The organism is Neorhizobium galegae (assembly GCF_017877055.1).
In the GTDB taxonomy this organism is placed as follows: Bacteria; Pseudomonadota; Alphaproteobacteria; order Rhizobiales; family Rhizobiaceae; genus Neorhizobium; species Neorhizobium galegae_D.
Genome location: NZ_JAGIPG010000001.1, coordinates 789,165 through 806,921, shown reverse-complemented (window position 1 = coordinate 806,921; position 17,757 = coordinate 789,165). Strand labels below are relative to the sequence as shown.

Here is a 17,757-nt window from a genome sequence, read left to right as displayed (position 1 = left end):
GAAACATCCCCATAAAATGCTCTTCTCCTCCTGCAACGTACACATCGGGAGAAGCCATCATGAAAGAGAATACCTGCGCCGCCTGCGACTGCGAACTCGATTCGACCCGGATTGCAGTGAAGATCGGCGGCAAGACGGTCGAAGTCTGCTGCGAGGAATGTGCCGAAGCGCTGCGGGAAGCGGAAGTCGCGACCCGCAGCGCCCAGGCAACCAATAAGTAAATGGCATCCAGCAAGTAAACAACGGACAACGAGGCGGGCGGCAGCCGCCCGCCTCCTGAACGCCGGCCGCGGATCGGCCGGCATCCCACCAGGAGAAAGATCATGAAGAACGAGAACCGGGCGGTCTTTGACCGCGCATCGGAACGCTATCACCTTGTCTTGGAACTGCCGCCCATCGCGGAGCATCAGGCCCCCACAACCGACGTTGAAACAGCCGTCGAACCCTCGCCCTTGCACCGCCTGGTCGCCGCCATAGCCAGAAAACTCCGCCAGCACCGGAACCGGCTGGCGCTGCTCGAGCTGACCGACGATCAGTTGAAGGATATCGGCGTCTCCCGTAGCCAGGCCTATGGCGATGTCAGCCGCTACCGCCGCAGCAACGCGCATGGCCTGGAACGCAAATGCCTCTGAGTCAGCAGAGATAGGTGGCAAAGACACACTCACAGACCCGCGTCGATCATAATCGCCCCGCCTTCCAGTGAGTCAAACGAACGCGCTGTATATTACCAAGTTGTAATGATATAACGCATCCGTGATGACTTGAATCACTGTTCTGCCGTACTTATCTGTCACCTGGATCGGTGTGGGGTCGAGAATGATCCGCGCCGCTTGGCTCGCCTTCAGCATGCACAGCTAGATCAAAAAGGGAGCCGATACATAGATCGGAAAGGGGTGCTTTATGGCCCGCAATACTCTGCCTTCCATTACTGCCGGTGAAGCCGGCCTCAACCGTTATCTCGATGAAATCCGCAAGTTTCCCATGCTGGAACCGCAGCAGGAATACATGCTGGCGAAACGGTATGCCGAACATGCCGACCGGGATGCGGCCCACAAACTGGTCACCAGCCACCTGCGTCTCGTGGCAAAGATCGCCATGGGTTATCGCGGTTATGGCCTGCCGATCGGGGAAGTCGTCTCCGAAGGCAATGTCGGCCTGATGCAGGCCGTCAAGAAGTTCGACCCGGAACGTGGCTTCCGTCTGGCAACCTATGCCATGTGGTGGATCAAGGCCTCGATCCAGGAATATATCCTGCGGTCCTGGTCGCTCGTGAAGATGGGCACCACCGCCAACCAGAAACGCCTGTTCTTCAACCTGCGCCGGTTGAAGGGCAAGATCCAGGCGATCGACGAAGGCGATCTGAAGCCCGACCAGGTGGCTGAAATCGCCACAAAGCTGAACGTCTCCGAGGAGGAAGTGGTTTCCATGAACCGCCGCCTTTCGGGCGACGCTTCGCTGAACGCGCCGATCCGCGCCACCGAAGGCGAATCCGGCCAGTGGCAGGATTGGCTGGTCGACGACCATGAAAGCCAGGAAGCCGTGCTGATCGAGCAGGACGAGCTCGATACACGCCGCCGCATGCTGGCCAAGGCCTTGAGCGTGCTGAACGATCGCGAACGCCGCATCTTCGAGGCCCGTCGCCTGTCCGATGATCCGGTAACGTTGGAAGAGCTGTCGGCCGAGTTCGACATCAGCCGCGAACGCGTCCGCCAGATCGAAGTCCGCGCCTTCGAAAAGGTGCAGGAAGCGGTTCAGAAGGAAGCGCTCGCCCAGGCGAACGCTCTGCGCGTCGTCGACGCGTAAATCCGGCTCGACGCCAACAATCAGAAAGGGGCTGCTTTGGCGGCCCCTTTTTTTTCGGGCGCTTTTGCGGAATTCGAGTCTGGCGGGCCGAAGAATATCTCTGCGAAATATATCGCACGTCGCAGAATATCCGGATTCTGTGATGCAGATATCCGGCGCGGAACCGGGGTGAAACCGAGATTCTCCGCAACAGTCCGATGGGAAGGATATTCATGACCGACATTTCGAACAGATTGCGTATTTGTGTGTTGTTTGGCGGGCGCTCGGCGGAGCATGACGTATCGGTGCTTTCAGCCACCAACGTCATGCATGCGCTGGATCCGGAAAAATACGATGCCGTCCCGGTTTTCGTCACGCGTGAAGGGCAATGGCTGCTGAGCGCCTTCGAGGACGGTGCGCTCGCGCGGCCCACCAGCGGCACGGAACTCTGCTTCATCCCTGGAGGACGTGGGCGGGCGATCGCATCTCCCGGGCATGGTTCTCCCTACGAACTCCCGGGCATAGACATCGTCTTCCCCGTCCTGCATGGCATCCATGGCGAAGATGGCGCGGTCCAGGGGCTGGCCGAGGTGGCAGGCGTACCGCTCGCAGGATGCGGCATTCCCGGCTCCGCTAACGCCCTCGACAAAGATATCGCCAAACGCCTGTTCATCGAGGCGGGCGTGCCGGCGGCACGATCCGTCACAATTCATCAGGGGGCGGTGCCGGATTTCGGGGAACTGGAAGAAGCACTCGGTCTCCCCCTCTTCATCAAGCCAGCCCGCCAGGGTTCCTCGGTGGGAGTGAGCAAAGTCTCGGCCAAGGCGGATTATGAAGCGGCGCTTTCGGAAGGCTTCCGCCATGACCACAAGCTTCTGGCCGAGGAATTCATTCGCGGCCGCGAGATCGAATGCGCAATTCTTGAAGATACCCAAGGCGGGCTTTTCGTGTCGCGGACTGGGGAAATCATCCCTGCCGAAACCCACGGCTTCTACACCTATGACGCCAAATATATCGATGGCGACGGCGCGGCGCTGAAAGTGCCGGCGGATTTGCCCCAGGAGATCGAGGATGAAATCCGTGCCATTGCCAAAAGGGCCTTTCGCGCGCTGGGTTGCGACGGCATGGCGCGCGCCGACTTCTTCGTTACACCGGACACGCGGATTCTCGTCAATGAACTCAACACGATCCCTGGTTTCACCAACATCAGCATGTATTCCAAGGTGATGGGGGTGAGCGGCGTCAGCTATCCCGAGATCATCGACCGCCTGGTCGCACACGGACTGGCGCGGGCAGCCCGATCCCTTTAGAGCGTAGGACAGGAGTGTGTCGCGCGCCCTCGCCGGGTTCGCGACACCACCCAATCTTACTGCCCGCTGGCGGTCGCCCCGAGCGTGCCCCATTCGCGGATCGCGTCGTTGAAGGCGCGTTCGCCGTTCGGGCCCTTCTGGAGGGTCAAGAGCGCGCGGCGGCCGTTGCGATAGGCGATCGGGATGTCGATCCAGTTGCGGCTGCGCAGGAGTTCCAGATTGGTCGCCCGTGCATCCGGGAAATCGTTGAGTGCGATCATGTGGAAGTCGTCGGTGATCTTGGCAGGCACCGCGATCAATGCATTGCCGCGGTCCTGCTCGCTCGCCTTCATGGCGATGCGCTGCACGCTTTCGATTGCACCGCCTTCGAAGTCCGGCGGCACGGCGAAGACGATTTCGACCAGGTGGCTGGCCGGCAGCGACGGGTCGGTATTACGCTTGAAGGTCATCAGCGCCGTCAGGCCCCTGCCCGGCACGTTGATACGTCCCTGGACGACCGGTTCCTGCCGGCCGTTGGCGCCTGCCTCGCGCTGCAGCGACCAGGAGACCGAGCCGTCGATGGCCGTCGGCGCGGTCTGGCCGATCCGCTCCTCATAAAGGAACATCTTCTCGCCGGCGACCGCCGGAGCATTCGCCAGGCCTGCCGAGGACGGACTGGCAGGCGGGGTGGCGGCATTCGGAGACGGCACCGCTGGTGGCGTTTGAGCCGGTGCCGCATTGGCATTGCCGTTCGGAGCATGCGGGGCAGCAGCCGGCGCGCTCGGAGTGGGCGCCCTTTGCGCCGGAGGATTGGCGGGCGGAGCGTTGAGCTGCGCTACCGACTGACCCTCGGCATTCTGCGCCAGGCCGGCGGTGACGCCCGGTCCCTCATCGACCTCGCTGCCGTCGGCCATCAGCCGCTGTGTGAATTTGGTCCCGGCTGTCGATCCGTCCGCCGTCCGCGGCGCGGCAGGCGTATTGGCCGCACCGTTCTGTGGTGGCGTCGAAGGGGTGGAGGGCGTCGAAGGGCTACGGTTGGGCTGCGGTGTCGCGGGCGCAGGCGGCGGTGCCTGCTGCGCCGTCTGGCCTCCGGGCAGGCTCGACTGGATCAGGCCGTCGACCATGTCATTCAGCGAGTCGCGGTTCATCCAGATTGCATAACCGCCGCCGCCGACGAGCAAGAGGCCGACGATCGCCAGCACGATGCCGGCATAGTTGCGCTTGCGCACCGGGGTGACCCGATAGGGTCTGGCCGGTGCATGCATCAGATCGTCCGCATCGGCATCGGTGTGGAGCGTGCTGCGCGCGCCGCCACCCGAAGAGGACGGAGCATCCTTGTTGAAGCCGATCAGCTCTTCGAGATCACCCCACGGATCACTGTCAGCCGGTTTCGCCGGCGCGGCAGTAGCCTTCTTGGACTGTGGCTGATCGAGATATTCGGCGAAGGGATCGTTGGCGGCAGCTCCTGCAGCGATCGCTGCGCCGGGCTGCGCGAACTCCGGGAGATCGGCGGCAGAAGGCATGCGGACCGTATCGGCCGCCACGTGGGTCTCCGCATCGAAATGGGCATCGACCGGAGTGGCCGTGCCGCCGTGCCCATGATCGATCGGGACGACAGGACCGGCCGTGACCAGTTCCGGCACATCGTTCCACGCTGCGGCTGCGACCGCCTCCTGGCTCGGCGCCGCAGGCTCGGCCTGCGCTGGCACCTCCCAGCCCCAATCCTCTTCCATCGGCTTGGACGGCTCGGTCGCAGAGGGGGGCTCCGGCGGCTGGTAGGCCTCGACCGGCTGTTCGGCCTCGAACCGTTCCTCGACGGGATGCGTGCCTTCGAAAGGATGCGGTTCGTTGCGCCACTCTTCCACGAATTCGGGAGCGGCCTGCTGGACGGTCTGCTCTCCGCGCGTCGGATATGGGAAATCATCCTCTGCCGGCTCGCTCTCGACGGGTTCGACCGGTTCGGCATTGACCGGTTCCGGCACAACCGGCCCTGAGGCCGGCAGGGGTGCGGCTGTCGGGAATTCGATCGTGCTCTCGTCGAAAGCGTGCGAAGGCTCGGGCGCCTGTTCGGAACGATCATAGGGTGCCGGTTCGAATGGCGTCTCTTCCGACGGCACGTCGTCCCGCCAGTCGCCATATTGCTGGGCGGCGGGTTCCTGCTGACCGGAAACCGCTGCCGCCTCGTGGAGGACGGCCGGCTCGGAGACCGGCGGCTCCACGTGGGCAGGTTCTTGCGCGACCGGCTCCGGCTCGGCCGGTACCGGCTCTTCATAACCGTCTTCGTAAAAGACCGGCCGCTCTGCGCGAACGGCCGGGGCTGATTCGGATACGGCCGGCGTCTCTGCCGGTTCATGGGCTTCCGACGCCTGAGCCAGTCCGGCAGCGGACTGCTGGTCGTCCTGGTATTCGGAGACCGGCTCCGCCCGCTGTTCTGCGACATCGCTCTCGGTCGCAGGAGCTTCCTCGATCGGCTGGCCGTCCGCGGCACCTGCGCCGTCGGCTATGGGTTCCAGTGCTTCGGCATGTTCGCTCTCGACATCGAGAATAGCGACTTCGAGCTTTTCGAGCTGCCGCCGCAGCATGTCTTCAGGCGGACGCGGCTTCATGTTCTCGAGTTGCCGCTGTACGGCGCCACGAGCCTTGTCATACACCTTCGCGCGCATCTCCGGCGTATTGTTCGCCAGACCGTCAACGGCGCGGCGGATCACCGCTACAAAATCAGCCATCAGCACTTTCTCATGTAAGCCGGCCCGAAGGCCGGCCGAATGGTAATCAATTCTTGACTTTAATCTTCAAACGGGTCGGTCACAAGTATGGTGTCGTCCCGCTCCGGGCTGGTGGAAAGTAGGGCAACCGGCGCACCGATCAATTCCTCCACCTGGCGGACATACTTGATCGCCTGGGCCGGCAGATCCGCCCAGGAGCGTGCCCCGACCGTCGATTCCTTCCAGCCTTCGAGGGTGACATAGATCGGCTCGACGCGAGCCTGGGCGCCCTGGCTTGCGGGAAGGTGGTCGATCTGCTGGCCGTCGAGCATGTAGCCGACGCAGATCTTCAGTTCGTCGAGGCCGTCGAGCACGTCGAGCTTGGTGAGCGCGATACCGGTAATGCCGTTGGTGGCGACCGACTGGCGCACCAGCGCTGCGTCGAACCAGCCGCAACGGCGCTTGCGGCCGGTGACCGTGCCGAATTCATGGCCCTTCTCGCCGAGGAACTGGCCGATCTCGTCCTTCAGCTCGGTCGGGAACGGGCCTTCGCCGACGCGGGTCGTATAGGCCTTGGTGATGCCGAGGATATAGCCGAGCGAGCCCGGCCCCATGCCGGAACCGGCAGACGCCTGGCCGGCAACCGTGTTCGACGAGGTGACGAACGGATAGGTGCCGTGGTCGATATCGAGCAGCGAGCCTTGAGCGCCTTCGAACAGGATGCGCGCGCCCTTGCGGCGCTGCTTGTCGAGCAGTTCCCACACCGTTTCGCGGAAGGGCAGCACCCGGTCGGCGATCGAGGTCAGCTCCTGCATGATCGCCTCGTGGGAGACCTCCTTCTCGCCAAGGCCGCGGCGCAGCGCGTTGTGATGGGTGAGGATACGATCGACCTTGCCCGGCAGCGTCTCCAGGTCGGCAAGGTCCATGACGCGGATCGCACGGCGACCGACCTTGTCCTCGTAGGCCGGGCCGATGCCGCGGCGGGTCGTGCCGATCTTGGTGCCGCTGTTGGAGGCGGCGTCTTCGCGCATGCCGTCGAGCTCGCGGTGCAGCGACAGAATCAGCGTGGCGTTATCGGCAACGCGCAGGTTCTCGGGCGTGACCTTGACGCCTTGCGCGCCCAGCTTTTCGATTTCGGCCAGCAGCGCATGCGGATCGAGCACGACGCCATTGCCGATCACCGCGATCTTGCCGGGACGGACGATGCCCGAGGGCAGCAGCGAGAGCTTATAACTGACGCCGTCGATGACGAGCGTATGGCCCGCATTGTGACCGCCCTGGAAACGCACCACGATATCGGCACGTTCGGAAAGCCAATCGACAATCTTGCCCTTGCCTTCGTCACCCCATTGCGAACCAACCACGACTACGTTCGTCATCTGCGTTTCCTGTATTGCGGGCAAAGCCCCACGCGACCACACGCGCACCTTCCGTAGATCAATATTGATATACGGTCGATGCGCCAATTTGATTTTACATGCACTGCCTTTGGCGGAGAGAACTCGTTCAGGGGCATTGCAAACGGCCGCATCTATAAAGCCTCGGCCGATGGAAAGCGACCTGTTTGTCACTTAGGCGTGGTTTTTACGTGACAAAAGCGTGGATCGCACGCTATTTCCCGCCCGCCATCCCTGAAATCGCCGTCATATTCCGGCGCCGGAGACCATTTTGCATAAAAAGGCCTATCTCTCGCTCATCATTGCAACCCTGGCCTGGGGCGGCAATGCGGTAGCGGGCAAGCTCGCCGTCGGCCATGTCAGCCCGATGATACTGACCTTCTGGCGCTGGTTCTTCGCCGTCGCCATCATCTTCGCCATCTCCCTGCCGCAGCTCATCAAGGACTGGCCGGTCGTCAGGAAGAACCTGCCGATTCTCCTTTTCCTCGGCGTCGTCGGTTATGTCGTCTTCAACGCCGCGCTCTATACCGCCGTCAACTACACGACGGCGATCAACGTGACGGTCGAGCAGGCGGTCATCCCGATGCTGATCTTCGTCATCAACTTCGTGCTGTTCCGCATGAAGGTGTCCTGGGCCCAGATCCTCGGCTTCACCCTGACGCTTCTCGGCGGCGTCCTCACCGCCGTCCACGGCGATCTGAGCGCGCTGGTGACGCTGACCGTCAATTTCGGCGATGCGATCATGATGATCGCGATCGTCGCCTATGCGATCTATACGGTGGCGCTGAGATGGCGTCCCAAGGTCAACTGGCGCACACTGATGGCGGTCCCCGCCTTCTTCGCGATGATCTTCTCGCTGCCGCTGGCACTCTGGGAATATTCGAGCGACCGGCTGATCTGGCCGGACACCGAGGGCTGGATCGTGGTGCTCTATACCGCCATTTTCGCCTCTCTGATCGCCCAGGTGCTCTACATCAAGGGCGTCGGGGAGATCGGCGCCAACCGGGCCGGGCTGTTCATCAATCTCGTGCCGGTGTTCGGCACGCTGCTCTCGGTCGCCATCATTGGCGAGAGCCTGCAGCTCTTCCATATCATCGCGCTGGCATTGGCACTCGGCGGCATCGCCATCGCCGAATGGGGAAAACCCCACACGGACCGATAGGTCCTCTTTAAAACGGAAAACGCCGGCCCGTGCAGACGAGCCGGCGTTTCTGAAATCCCCGACCGGTCAAATTCCGCCGCTTTGCATAAGGCGGGATGACCGGTCCAGTGCGTCCTCAGCTGGCCATCGCCATCCTTGCCGGAGCGAACGACCGCTGATCGCGCACGTTATTTCGGCTCGTTTCGAAGCGCGCCAACAGTTCGGAAAGGCGGCTGCTTTCCTGCGCCAGAGAGGCGCCGGCTGCATTCATTTCCTCGACCATGGCCGCATTCTGCTGGGTCATCTGGTCCATGTGGTTCACGGACGTATTGATTTCCGAGAGACCGGAGGCCTGCTCGCTCGCGGCGATGGCGATCGCCTCCATATGCTGGTTGACCGCCGCAACAAGCTTGGCGATCTCTTTGAGGCCGTCGCCGGTATCATTGACGAGAACCACGCCCTGGTTGACCGCGGCTTCGGAATTGCCGATCAGCGTCTTGATCTCCTTGGCGGCCTTGGCCGAGCGCTGCGCCAGTTCGCGGACTTCCTGGGCAACAACCGCAAACCCCTTGCCCGCCTCGCCTGCGCGGGCAGCTTCCACGCCTGCATTGAGGGCAAGCAGGTTGGTCTGGAACGCGATCTCGTCGATGACGCCGATGATCTGGCTGATCTGGTTCGACGCCATCTCGATCTTCTGCATCGCATTGACCGCGTTGGAAACGACGGTGCTGGAGCTTTGCGCGCGGGAGCTCGCATCGCGGACGATTTCCCGTGCCTCGCTCGCCCTTTCGGAGGTCTGCTTTACGTTGGTCGTGACCTCTTCCAGCGCTGCCGCGGTCTCTTCCAGCGATGCAGCCTGCTGTTCCGTCCGCTTCGAAAGCTGGTCGGAAGCGGTCGAGATTTCGTCGCTGCCGCTGCGAACGCTTTGGGCGGTCCGGTTCACGCCTTCGAGCGCAGTCCGCAACTGGCGGACCGAGCTGTTGAAGTCATGGCGCAAGGTTTCGAACTGCTCGGAAAATTCCTTGTCGATCTCGCACAGCAGATCGCCGGCAGCAAGGCGCTTCAGACCGGAGGCGAGTTCCGAGGTGGCCTGGGTCAACCGCTCCTCGGCTTCGGACTCTGCCCTGCGTTGGAATTCGATGCGTTCGGCCTCGGCGGCCTTGCGGGAGTGTTCGGCATCCGCCTCGAGCTGGCGGTTCTGCTGCGCAGCCTCGCGGAAGATTTCGACGGCGCGCGCCATATCGCCGATCTCGTCGGTGCGGGCAGCACCGGGGATTTCGACGGAAAGGTCGCCGCCGGCGAGCGTGCGCATCACACCCGTCAACCGGCTGATCGGATTGGCGATCCGCACGATGACCGTGTAGATGCCGAGAAGCGAAAGCGCAAAGGCGATGACGGTCGCAACACTGTAGACGATGATGGATTGCTTTGCGGACGCAGCCTCTTCCGCCGTCAGCCTCGTCATTTCGTTGAGCGAGGCGGAGGCCATATCGGCAATCGAAGCCTGTGCGGGTGCGGCGGGCTTACGCCAGTCGTCGACCGCCATGTCGAAGGGCTTGCCGGTTTGGAATGACTTGAGGGCAGCATTGCGCTGCTCGGCATACGGTCCGCCGAAATAGGTCGTCTGCGCTGTCCGGTGGAGCGTCTTGATCTTCTCCGGGGTCGTCTCGGCGTTGGAAAGCTGGGTAATGACATCCCATGCCGTTGCCACGCGCGCATCCTGAACAGCAATCTCGGTCAGTTTCTCCGCCGAAAGCGGCTGTTTGGCGATCAGCGCATTGACGAAGGTGGAGTTGGCGGTACCGAGCTGCGTGCGCGCCGTCCAGGCAAGGGAGCGTATCTGGGTGAACATGATCATCCCGGGTCCGCGCGCATTGATGGTGGCCTCGACCTGATTGGCGGCCTTTTCGAGATCGGCCAGCATCGTATCGGCAAGTCCGAGCACGGCTTTGCCGAGCGCCGGATCGCGATCCTTGACCGCCTGCGTGAGCGCCGTGTCCACATTTGCACGATAGCCGGTCCACTGCGTATAGGCGTTGAGGACGGGAGAGATCGCACCGCGCAGGCTTGCCTGCTCGACGTCGGCGGTCAGGGTCTTCACCGCCGAAAAGGCTTTGTCCATCGACTCGCGGCCGGTATCGATGTTCTTGCGGCTGGAGGCGACCTCTGCAGGTTCCAGCTTGATGGCCGACGAAATGCCGCCACGCTCGCCGCGCAGCCCGATCAGCGCATTGAAAAGCGCTTCGTCAAGCTGCGCCAGTTCCGAGAGCCGGGTGGAGTTTCGGTAGCGGTCGATCTCCTGAGACAGCATTTTGCCCATGAGACCCAATATGCCCAGGCTCAGAACAACAAAAGCCAGTATCAAAGTATGCGTGATCGAAATCCGCACCTGCATCACTCCTTATTTCAAACAACCGCCACCGGTTGGCCGGTTCGACGGCTTTCCGGACTGGACGGGAAAGATGGCCAAACCTCGCGCAGAACGTTAAATATTCAATTAAATACAACGCGTTCCCGAAGCCTGCGGAATCGTTTTCGAAGCTTGAAGCTTCGCGGTTGCCGAATCGCGAAAGCCCGCCTCCCCATAGAGAGACGGGCCGGTCCGTCGTGCTGCAACGGACGGGAGCGCAGGAGAGCTGCTCCGGATCAGATGTGGTGATAAGCGGGGATGATGGGACGCCGCTCGCGGATCAGGCTCGGCACCCGATCGACCGGCATGTCGATCATCCCGCTGTCATGCCCGAGGATCATGTTGCCGCCGCCTGCCGAAATCGCCAGCACGCGTTCGATGCGGCCCTCCCCGCCGATCGCGTATTCGATCCGAAGAGCCTCCGGCGACCAGCCGAGCAAGATGAGATGATCGCGCTTCAAGTCGGCGCAATCGAGGCAGGCATTGGCGCGGATCGTCGCAAAAGGCACGCCGGCTACCGTGTCGAAATAGCTGTCGAGTTCGGAGATGGTGCTGTTGACCGCGGAATTGACCCGCAGCAATTCGCGGCGCTTGGAAAATGTCAGCGCTGTATCATCCTTGGCGCCTTGATGGCGCTCGATCGCCGCATGTTCGGGCAATATGCCCGCAAAACCGGTGACGCCGGCTGCTCGCGATTCCTTGCCGACAATGAGCGCCGTCAGGACAATGGCGGAAATGATGAGCTTCTTGATCATGGCTGCACCCTTTTCTTCGGACGGCTTGGATGCCGCTTCTTGGTGCGTTCACCCTAGCGCCAGGGCTTTTCGGGGCGCTTAAACGGATAGCTGCAATTTTAGTGAAATCAGCTTTTTTCCCGATTTGATACAGAAGGGTCGAAACAGCGCGCTCAAAAAGGCAGCGGAGTAGGCGGAAATTGATGCTTTTCGAGATGTGCCCGATCTCCTAACCCTCAAAAACGAGATGCAGAAAGGCAGGACAGCATGGGCAAGCCATTTTACTGGAACGAACTCAACACTCTCGATTTCGCCGGCCTGTCGCCAGACAAGACCATCGCCATCCTGCCGATCGCCTCGACCGAACAGCACGGTCCACACCTGCCGATCGCAACCGATGTGGCGATCGCCAACGGCATGCTGGCCGAGCTGAGGGCCCAGCGCCCTGATGACCTCGATTTCCTGGTCCTCCCGACGCAGGAGATCGGCAAAGCGAACGAGCATGTCTACGGCCCGGGTTCGCTGTCCTTCGGCTCGGAAATCCTTATCCCAGCCTGGACCGCGATCGGCGCCAAGGTGGCGGAAGCCGGCATCCGCAAGCTCGTCTTCGTCAACTCGCATGGCGGCAATGTCGACATCATGAGCATTGTCGGCCGCGAGCTGCGCGTCCGTTACAAGATGGCGGTGATCGGCACGCAATGGGGCCGCTTCGGCCATCCGCCCGGCCTGATCAGCGAGCAAGAGCAGAAATACGGCATCCATGGCGGTGAAGTCGAAACCTCGCTGATGCTGCATTTCCGCCCCGAGCTGGTGCGGATGGAGAACGCGCAGAACTTCGTCTCCAAGGCGGAAAGCCGCTCGAAATACATGCAGCCGGCCCCGCCGCACGTACTGTCCTGGGTGGCGCACGACCTGAACCCCAACGGCGTCGTCGGCGACGCCTCCAAGGGCACTGCCGAAAAGGGCGCGCTCATCTGCCGCTACCAGGTCGCAGGCTTCATCGAGATGCTGCGCGAATTCGAGACATTCCCTCTCGACGAACTCTATTCCCGCTAACCCTCTTCGCGCTGTGCGTCCCGGCCATGCGGCTGGGGCGGCAGGTGGCCCTTGGCCTGCAACTCGGCCACCATCGCGGCCAGCTCCGACAGCAGGAATTCCACGAACAGGCTCGTCGCCGTATCAAGCGTCGTCCGTGCGCGGGCGAAAAGCTTCATCGGCTGGTGGCGCGCATGCGGGTTGACGATCGGCCGGAAGATCAACTCGCCCCGTCGACATTCCGGCAGCACGTCGAGCGGATTGAGCAGCGTCAGCCCCGTGCCGGCCTTCACCAGCTTCTTCAGCATTTCCGAGGCATTGCTTTCCACCAGCGGCTCCACCGCGACCGACAGCGGCGACAGCGCAAGGTTGATGACGTTGCGCAAGCTGGTGCCTGACTGGGCGAGCACCAGCGGCTCCTGCACGACCTCCGCAAGGTCGACCGGCCCCTCTTCCGCCGCCAGCCGATGCCCCGGCGGCATCACCACACCGATCGGTATGTCGAAATTGGCGAGCGTGCGGATGCCGGGCGTCGCCGGGATGTTGAAGCCCAGTCCGAAATCCACCTCCCCCGTGATCACCGGCTGCAGCGTGTTCGACGGCCCGTCGTTGCGCAGGAGAACCCGCACGCGCGGATGCTGCGCGACGAAGCGGGCTATGATCTCCGGAAGCGGCCCTGCGGCAAGCCCGACGGTCGAAACCAGCGTCACCTTGCCGGCCTGCGGCATCTTGAGGCCGCGGATACGTGCCTCCATCCGCTCGTAGGTCTTCAGCACGTCGCGGATGTGCTCGATACAGAGCTCGCCGGCCGCCGTCAGCTTCAGCCCGCGCGGCATCCGCTCGAAGAGTGGCGCCCCGAATTCTTCCTCGATGGCCAGAATCTGCCGGTTGATCGCCGACGACGCCACGTTCAGCCGCGCAGCTGCCTTGCGGATCGATCCGCAGCGGGCGATCTCGTCGATATACTGAAGCTTTCGCGAATGCAGCATTTTATCCCAATCCTCGTTGCATCTTTTTTGATCATGCACCACAATTTGGCAGATTAAAATTCGACCGCTGCCCTAAAGGCATCAATGTGGACGAAATTTGATGCTTTTCAAAGAGCAACGCAACCGTACAAATGCTCATCACAAGCTGCTCTCACGATGCCGCACGGTTTAACAGGGGAACAAAGCGACATGTCCAAATCATTGATGATGAAACGTTTTCTGGCGGCCGTCGGCCTTTCGGCGATGGCACTCGCCGCCCAGCCGGCAGCAGCCCTCGATGAAGTCTCCTACGGCACCAACTGGCTTGCCCAGGCCGAGCATGGCGGCTTCTACCAGGCCGTCGCCGACGGCACCTACGAAAAGCATGGCCTGAAGGTGAAGATCGTCCAGGGCGGCCCGAACGCCGCCAACCGCGCTCTGCTGATCGCCGGCAAGGTGGATTTCTACATGGGCGGCCCGCTTGGCGACATGGATGCCGTCAAGCAGGGTATTCCGCTGGTCAGCGTCGCCTCGATCTTCCAGAAGGACCCGCAGGTTCTGCTCGCCCATCCCGACGCGGGCGTCGAAAAGTTCGAGGACCTCGCCAAGATGAAGACCATCTTCATGGGCAAGGAAGGCTACACCACCTATTTCGAGTGGATGAAGAAGAACTTCAAAGGCTTCAAGGACGAACAGTTCAAGCCCTACACCTTCAACCCGGCCCCCTTCATCGCCGACAAGACCTCCGCTCAACAGGGGTACCTGACCTCCGAACCCTATGAGATCGCCAAGCAGGCCGGCTGGACGCCGAAAGTGTTCCTGATCGCCGATGCGGGCTACGGCCCCTATTCGACGATGATCACCACCACGCAACCGATGATCGACAAGAAGCCGGACGTCGTGCAGCGCTTCGTCGATGCCTCTCTCGAGGGCTGGTACACTTACCTCTATGGTGACAACAAAGCCGGCAACGATCTGATCAAGAAGGACAATCCGGAAATGACGGATGGCCAGATCGCCTATTCCATCGCCAAGATGAAGGAATACGGCATCGTGGTTTCCGGCGACGCCGAGACCAAGGGCATCGGCTGCATCACCGACGAACGCTACAAGAAGTTCTTCGACTCGATGGTCTCGATCGGCGTCGAACCGGCCGACCTCGACTACAAGAAGGCCTACTCGACGAAGTTCGTCTGCAAGGGCGTCGGCATGGCGCTGAAGAAGTAGTCTCGGAAGAGCGCAACGGTTCATTCCCTCTTTGCTGTGCCTGTCACGGTAAAGAGGGAATTGCCGCCCTGTCCCGACTAAGTTCAAGGCCTGTAATGAGCACGTCCCAAGCCCCGCTGATACCTGCGCCCGGAGACGCCCGCAAACGCCCGCTGGTCGTCATGCGCTCCGTGTCGAAAATGTTCTCGAGCGGCACGCTGGCGCTCTCCGACATGTCGCTGACCGTCGAGGGCGGCGAGTTTGTGAGCCTGCTCGGCCCGTCAGGCTGCGGCAAGTCGACGGCGCTGCGCATCATCGCCGGCCTCGGCGACGTCTCGACCGGCACGATCGACTGGCCGAGTTCCCGCATCAATTCGAAAGGCTTGCCGGAAGGCGACATTTCCTTCGTCTTCCAGGAGCCGACGCTGATGCCGTGGCAGACGGTATTCGGCAATGTCTACCTGCCCCTAAAGTTGCGTGGCGTTTCCAAGTCCGCGGCCCGCGAAGAAATCATGAAGACGCTGGCGACCGTCGGCCTTCAGGATTTCGCCGACGCTTATCCGCGCGAACTGTCCGGCGGCATGAAGATGCGCGTCTCGATCGCCCGCGCGCTTGTCACCAAGCCGAAGCTACTGCTGATGGACGAACCCTTCGCAGCGCTCGACGAGATCACTCGCCAAAAACTTAATGACGACGTGCTGCGGCTGTGGCGCGAGACGGGCATAACCGTGATCTTCGTCACCCATTCCGTCTTCGAATCGGCCTATCTTTCCAACCGCATCGTGGTGATGAAGGCGCGTCCCGGCCGGGTGCACGCGGATTTCCCGTTGAAAACGAGCATGAGCCGCGACGCGCACTACCGCACGTCCGAAGACTACCGCCAGGCCTGCGAAAAGGTCTCGAACATGCTTCTCGAGGCAATCGGCGGGGAGGAACACTGATGACCGACAACGCACCCGCCGTCGTCCCGCCGAAATCCGGCTTCCTCGGCCGCAACCGCGAAACCCTGCTGCGCACCCTGATCCCGATCTGCGTGGTGATCTGCCTCGTCTTCCTCTGGCAGTTCATCATCACCGTCAACAGCATCCCGCAGTATATCCTGCCGGGACCGCTCGCGGTCGCGAACTCGCTCTACAACGACTGGGGCACGCTCTCCCCTGCCCTGTGGGTGACGACCCAGATCACCATGCAGGCGCTTGCCCTGGCGCTGATCGGCGGCGTCGGCATCGCCATCTTCCTCGTCCAGTCGAAATGGATCGAGACGGCCTTCTACCCGATCACCGTCATCCTGCAGGTGACCCCGATCGTGGCAATCGCGCCGCTGATCCTGATTTATGCGCCGACGACGCAGGTTGCGCTCCTGATCTGCGCCTTCCTCGTCGCCTTCTTCCCGATCCTGTCGAACATGGTGCAGGGCCTGAAGAGCGTCGATCATAACCTGCTCAACCTCTACGACCTCTACGGCGCCTCCCGCTGGCAGACGCTGCTTTACCTGAAGCTCCCCTCCTCGCTGCCCTATTTCATGACGGGGCTGAGGATCGGCGGCGGCCTGGCGCTGATCGCCGCTGTCGTGGCGGAGTTCGCGGCAGGCTCTGCGGGCGCCGGCTCCGGCCTTGCCTTCCGCCTGCTGGAATCCCAATATCGCCTCAACATTCCGCGCCTGTTTGCGGCGCTGGTCCTGTTGTCGCTGCTCGGCGTGGTGATCTTTGCGATCACCTCGTTCATTTCCTGGTTCTTCCTGCATCGCTGGCATGAAAGCAGCCTGAAGAGAGAAAACTGATGACTGCCTTCATGACGCTCCCCGACGCCCGCCGTTTCGCGCTCACCAATGCGACGCTACCGGCGGTTCTCGTGAAGGGGCTGCCGGTCGCCGCAAAGGACGGCCTTGTGCCTGCCGACCTGGTCATCTCGGACGGGAAGATCGAGGCGATCCTACCGGCGGGTTCGGCATCCGCCGATCTGGTCGCCGCAGATCTGCGCGGCGGCATGGTCTGGCCCTGCTTTGCCGACATGCACACCCATCTCGACAAGGGACATTTCTGGGACCGCCGCCCAAACCCGGACGGCACGTTCGAGGGCGCATTGATGAATGTGCGCGAAGACCGAATGGCCAACTGGTCGGCCGACGACATCCGCGCCCGCTTCGAATTTTCACTGAAAAGCGCCTATGCCCACGGCACGAAACTCATCCGCACCCACCTCGATTCGATCCCGCCGCAGCCGGACATATCCTTCCCGCTGTTCGACGAGATCCGCGCGGAATGGAAGGACAGGATCGCTCTCCAGGCGGTCGCCCTGCTGCCGCTCGAATGCGTGCTCGACGAAAGCGTCTTCGGCGGCATCGTCGCGACGACGAAGCGTTACGGCGGCCTGCTGGGCGGCGCGACCCGCATCCTGCCGGATTTCGAGCGGATCCTCGATACGCTCTTCAAGGCGGCCGCCAACAACGGCCTCGATATCGACCTCCACGTGGACGAGACGGAAGACAAACAGGTCCTGACCCTGGAAGCCATTGCCGAGGCTAAACTCCGCAACCGTTTCGAAGGCTCGGTCACCGTCGGCCATTGCTGCTCGCTCGCAAGACAGGACGATGAGACCGCAGGGCGTGTCATCGACAAGGTGGCTAAGGCCAACATCTCCGTCGTGTCGCTCCCCATGTGCAACATGTACCTGCAGGACCGCCATGCCGGACGCACGCCGCGCTGGCGCGGCGTCACGCTGTTCCACGAACTGACGGCCGCCGGCGTCAAGACCGCCGTTTCCTCCGACAATACCCGCGACCCGTTCTACGCCTATGGCGACATGGATCCGGTCGAGGTGTTCCGCGAGGCGGTCCGCATCCTGCATCTCGACCACCCGCTCGACACCTCCGCCCGCGTCGTCACCTCGACGCCCGCCGCGATCCTCGGCCGGCCGGATATCGGCGTCATTGCCGAGGGCGGCCCCGCCGACCTCGTACTGTTCAGCGCCAGGCGCTGGAGCGAATTCCTTTCCCGTCCGCAGGCCGACCGCATCGTGATGCGGAATGGCATGGGCATCGACCGTCGCCTGCCGGATTACCGTGACCTGGACCCGATTTTGGACAAGTGA

15 protein-coding genes are annotated in these 17,757 nt (G+C 62.3%); 10 read left to right on the top strand and 5 right to left on the bottom strand.

Annotated elements, in window-relative coordinates; translation table 11 throughout:
* The first annotated feature begins 59 nt into the window (after window positions 1-59).
* The 4 genes from J2857_RS03620 to J2857_RS03605 all read left to right on the top strand — a co-directional run bounded on the left by J2857_RS03620 (window position 60) and on the right by J2857_RS03605 (window position 3,092).
* Window positions 60-221 carry a hypothetical protein gene (locus J2857_RS03620; protein ID WP_210008644.1) on the top strand — a complete coding sequence of 54 codons (162 nt, stop codon included), beginning with the start codon at window positions 60-62 and terminating at the stop codon, window positions 219-221.
* 102 nt (window positions 222-323) lie between these two features.
* Window positions 324-632: a DUF1127 domain-containing protein gene (locus J2857_RS03615; RefSeq protein WP_210008642.1), complete on the top strand. Its 309-nt coding sequence runs from the start codon at window positions 324-326 to the stop codon at window positions 630-632.
* 268 nt (window positions 633-900) lie between these two features.
* Entirely contained in the window at window positions 901-1,803 is a 903-nt protein-coding gene (gene rpoH, locus J2857_RS03610; protein WP_037076844.1) for an RNA polymerase sigma factor RpoH, read from the top strand.
* 212 nt (window positions 1,804-2,015) lie between these two features.
* Window positions 2,016-3,092 carry a D-alanine--D-alanine ligase family protein gene (locus J2857_RS03605; protein WP_210008640.1) on the top strand — a complete coding sequence of 359 codons (1,077 nt, stop codon included), beginning with the start codon at window positions 2,016-2,018 and terminating at the stop codon, window positions 3,090-3,092.
* Window positions 3,093-3,148: 56 nt separating this feature from the next.
* On the opposite strand, the gene J2857_RS03600 is transcribed toward J2857_RS03605, so the two are convergent.
* Window positions 3,149-5,797 (bottom strand): hypothetical protein, encoded by a 2,649-nt coding sequence (locus J2857_RS03600; RefSeq protein WP_210008638.1) that lies wholly within the window; start codon window positions 5,795-5,797, stop codon window positions 3,149-3,151.
* A 59-nt stretch (window positions 5,798-5,856) separates the two neighbouring features.
* The gene (locus J2857_RS03595; RefSeq protein ID WP_210008636.1) at window positions 5,857-7,155 is read right to left on the bottom strand and encodes an adenylosuccinate synthase; all 1,299 of its coding nucleotides are present in this window, start codon (window positions 7,153-7,155) and stop codon (window positions 5,857-5,859) included.
* Between the two features lie 289 nt (window positions 7,156-7,444).
* Between J2857_RS03595 and J2857_RS03590 the strand changes: the two genes are divergently transcribed.
* Window positions 7,445-8,335, top strand: a complete 891-nt coding sequence (locus J2857_RS03590) for a DMT family transporter (RefSeq protein WP_210008634.1) — start codon at window positions 7,445-7,447, stop codon at window positions 8,333-8,335.
* Between the two features lie 115 nt (window positions 8,336-8,450).
* On the opposite strand, the gene J2857_RS03585 is transcribed toward J2857_RS03590, so the two are convergent.
* Both J2857_RS03585 and J2857_RS03580 read right to left on the bottom strand, forming a co-directional pair.
* Window positions 8,451-10,709: a methyl-accepting chemotaxis protein gene (locus tag J2857_RS03585; RefSeq protein ID WP_245363002.1), complete on the bottom strand. Its 2,259-nt coding sequence runs from the start codon at window positions 10,707-10,709 to the stop codon at window positions 8,451-8,453.
* 251 nt (window positions 10,710-10,960) lie between these two features.
* Entirely contained in the window at window positions 10,961-11,479 is a 519-nt protein-coding gene (locus tag J2857_RS03580) for a transglutaminase-like cysteine peptidase (protein ID WP_210008632.1), read from the bottom strand.
* A gap of 246 nt (window positions 11,480-11,725) precedes the next feature.
* On the opposite strand from J2857_RS03580, the gene J2857_RS03575 reads away from it, so the two are divergent.
* On the top strand, window positions 11,726-12,514 hold the full coding sequence (locus J2857_RS03575) for a creatininase family protein (protein WP_210008631.1): 789 nt from the start codon (window positions 11,726-11,728) through the stop codon (window positions 12,512-12,514).
* On the opposite strand, the gene J2857_RS03570 is transcribed toward J2857_RS03575, so the two are convergent.
* Window positions 12,511-13,482: a LysR family transcriptional regulator gene (locus J2857_RS03570; RefSeq protein ID WP_210008629.1), complete on the bottom strand. Its 972-nt coding sequence runs from the start codon at window positions 13,480-13,482 to the stop codon at window positions 12,511-12,513. The genes J2857_RS03575 and J2857_RS03570 overlap by 4 nt on opposite strands.
* 189 nt (window positions 13,483-13,671) lie before the next feature.
* Here J2857_RS03570 and J2857_RS03565 point away from each other — a divergent pair, with 189 nt between their 5' ends.
* The 4 genes from J2857_RS03565 to J2857_RS03550 all read left to right on the top strand — a co-directional run bounded on the left by J2857_RS03565 (window position 13,672) and on the right by J2857_RS03550 (window position 17,757).
* Complete coding sequence (locus J2857_RS03565) at window positions 13,672-14,688, top strand: ABC transporter substrate-binding protein (protein WP_210008628.1); 1,017 nt, start codon at window positions 13,672-13,674, stop codon at window positions 14,686-14,688.
* Window positions 14,689-14,783: 95 nt separating this feature from the next.
* Entirely contained in the window at window positions 14,784-15,608 is an 825-nt protein-coding gene (locus tag J2857_RS03560) for an ABC transporter ATP-binding protein (RefSeq protein WP_210008626.1), read from the top strand.
* Window positions 15,608-16,447 carry an ABC transporter permease gene (locus J2857_RS03555; RefSeq protein WP_210008624.1) on the top strand — a complete coding sequence of 280 codons (840 nt, stop codon included), beginning with the start codon at window positions 15,608-15,610 and terminating at the stop codon, window positions 16,445-16,447. The genes J2857_RS03560 and J2857_RS03555 overlap by 1 nt, the downstream gene beginning before the upstream one ends.
* On the top strand, window positions 16,447-17,757 hold the full coding sequence (locus J2857_RS03550) for a cytosine deaminase (protein WP_432420137.1): 1,311 nt from the start codon (window positions 16,447-16,449) through the stop codon (window positions 17,755-17,757). The genes J2857_RS03555 and J2857_RS03550 overlap by 1 nt, the downstream gene beginning before the upstream one ends.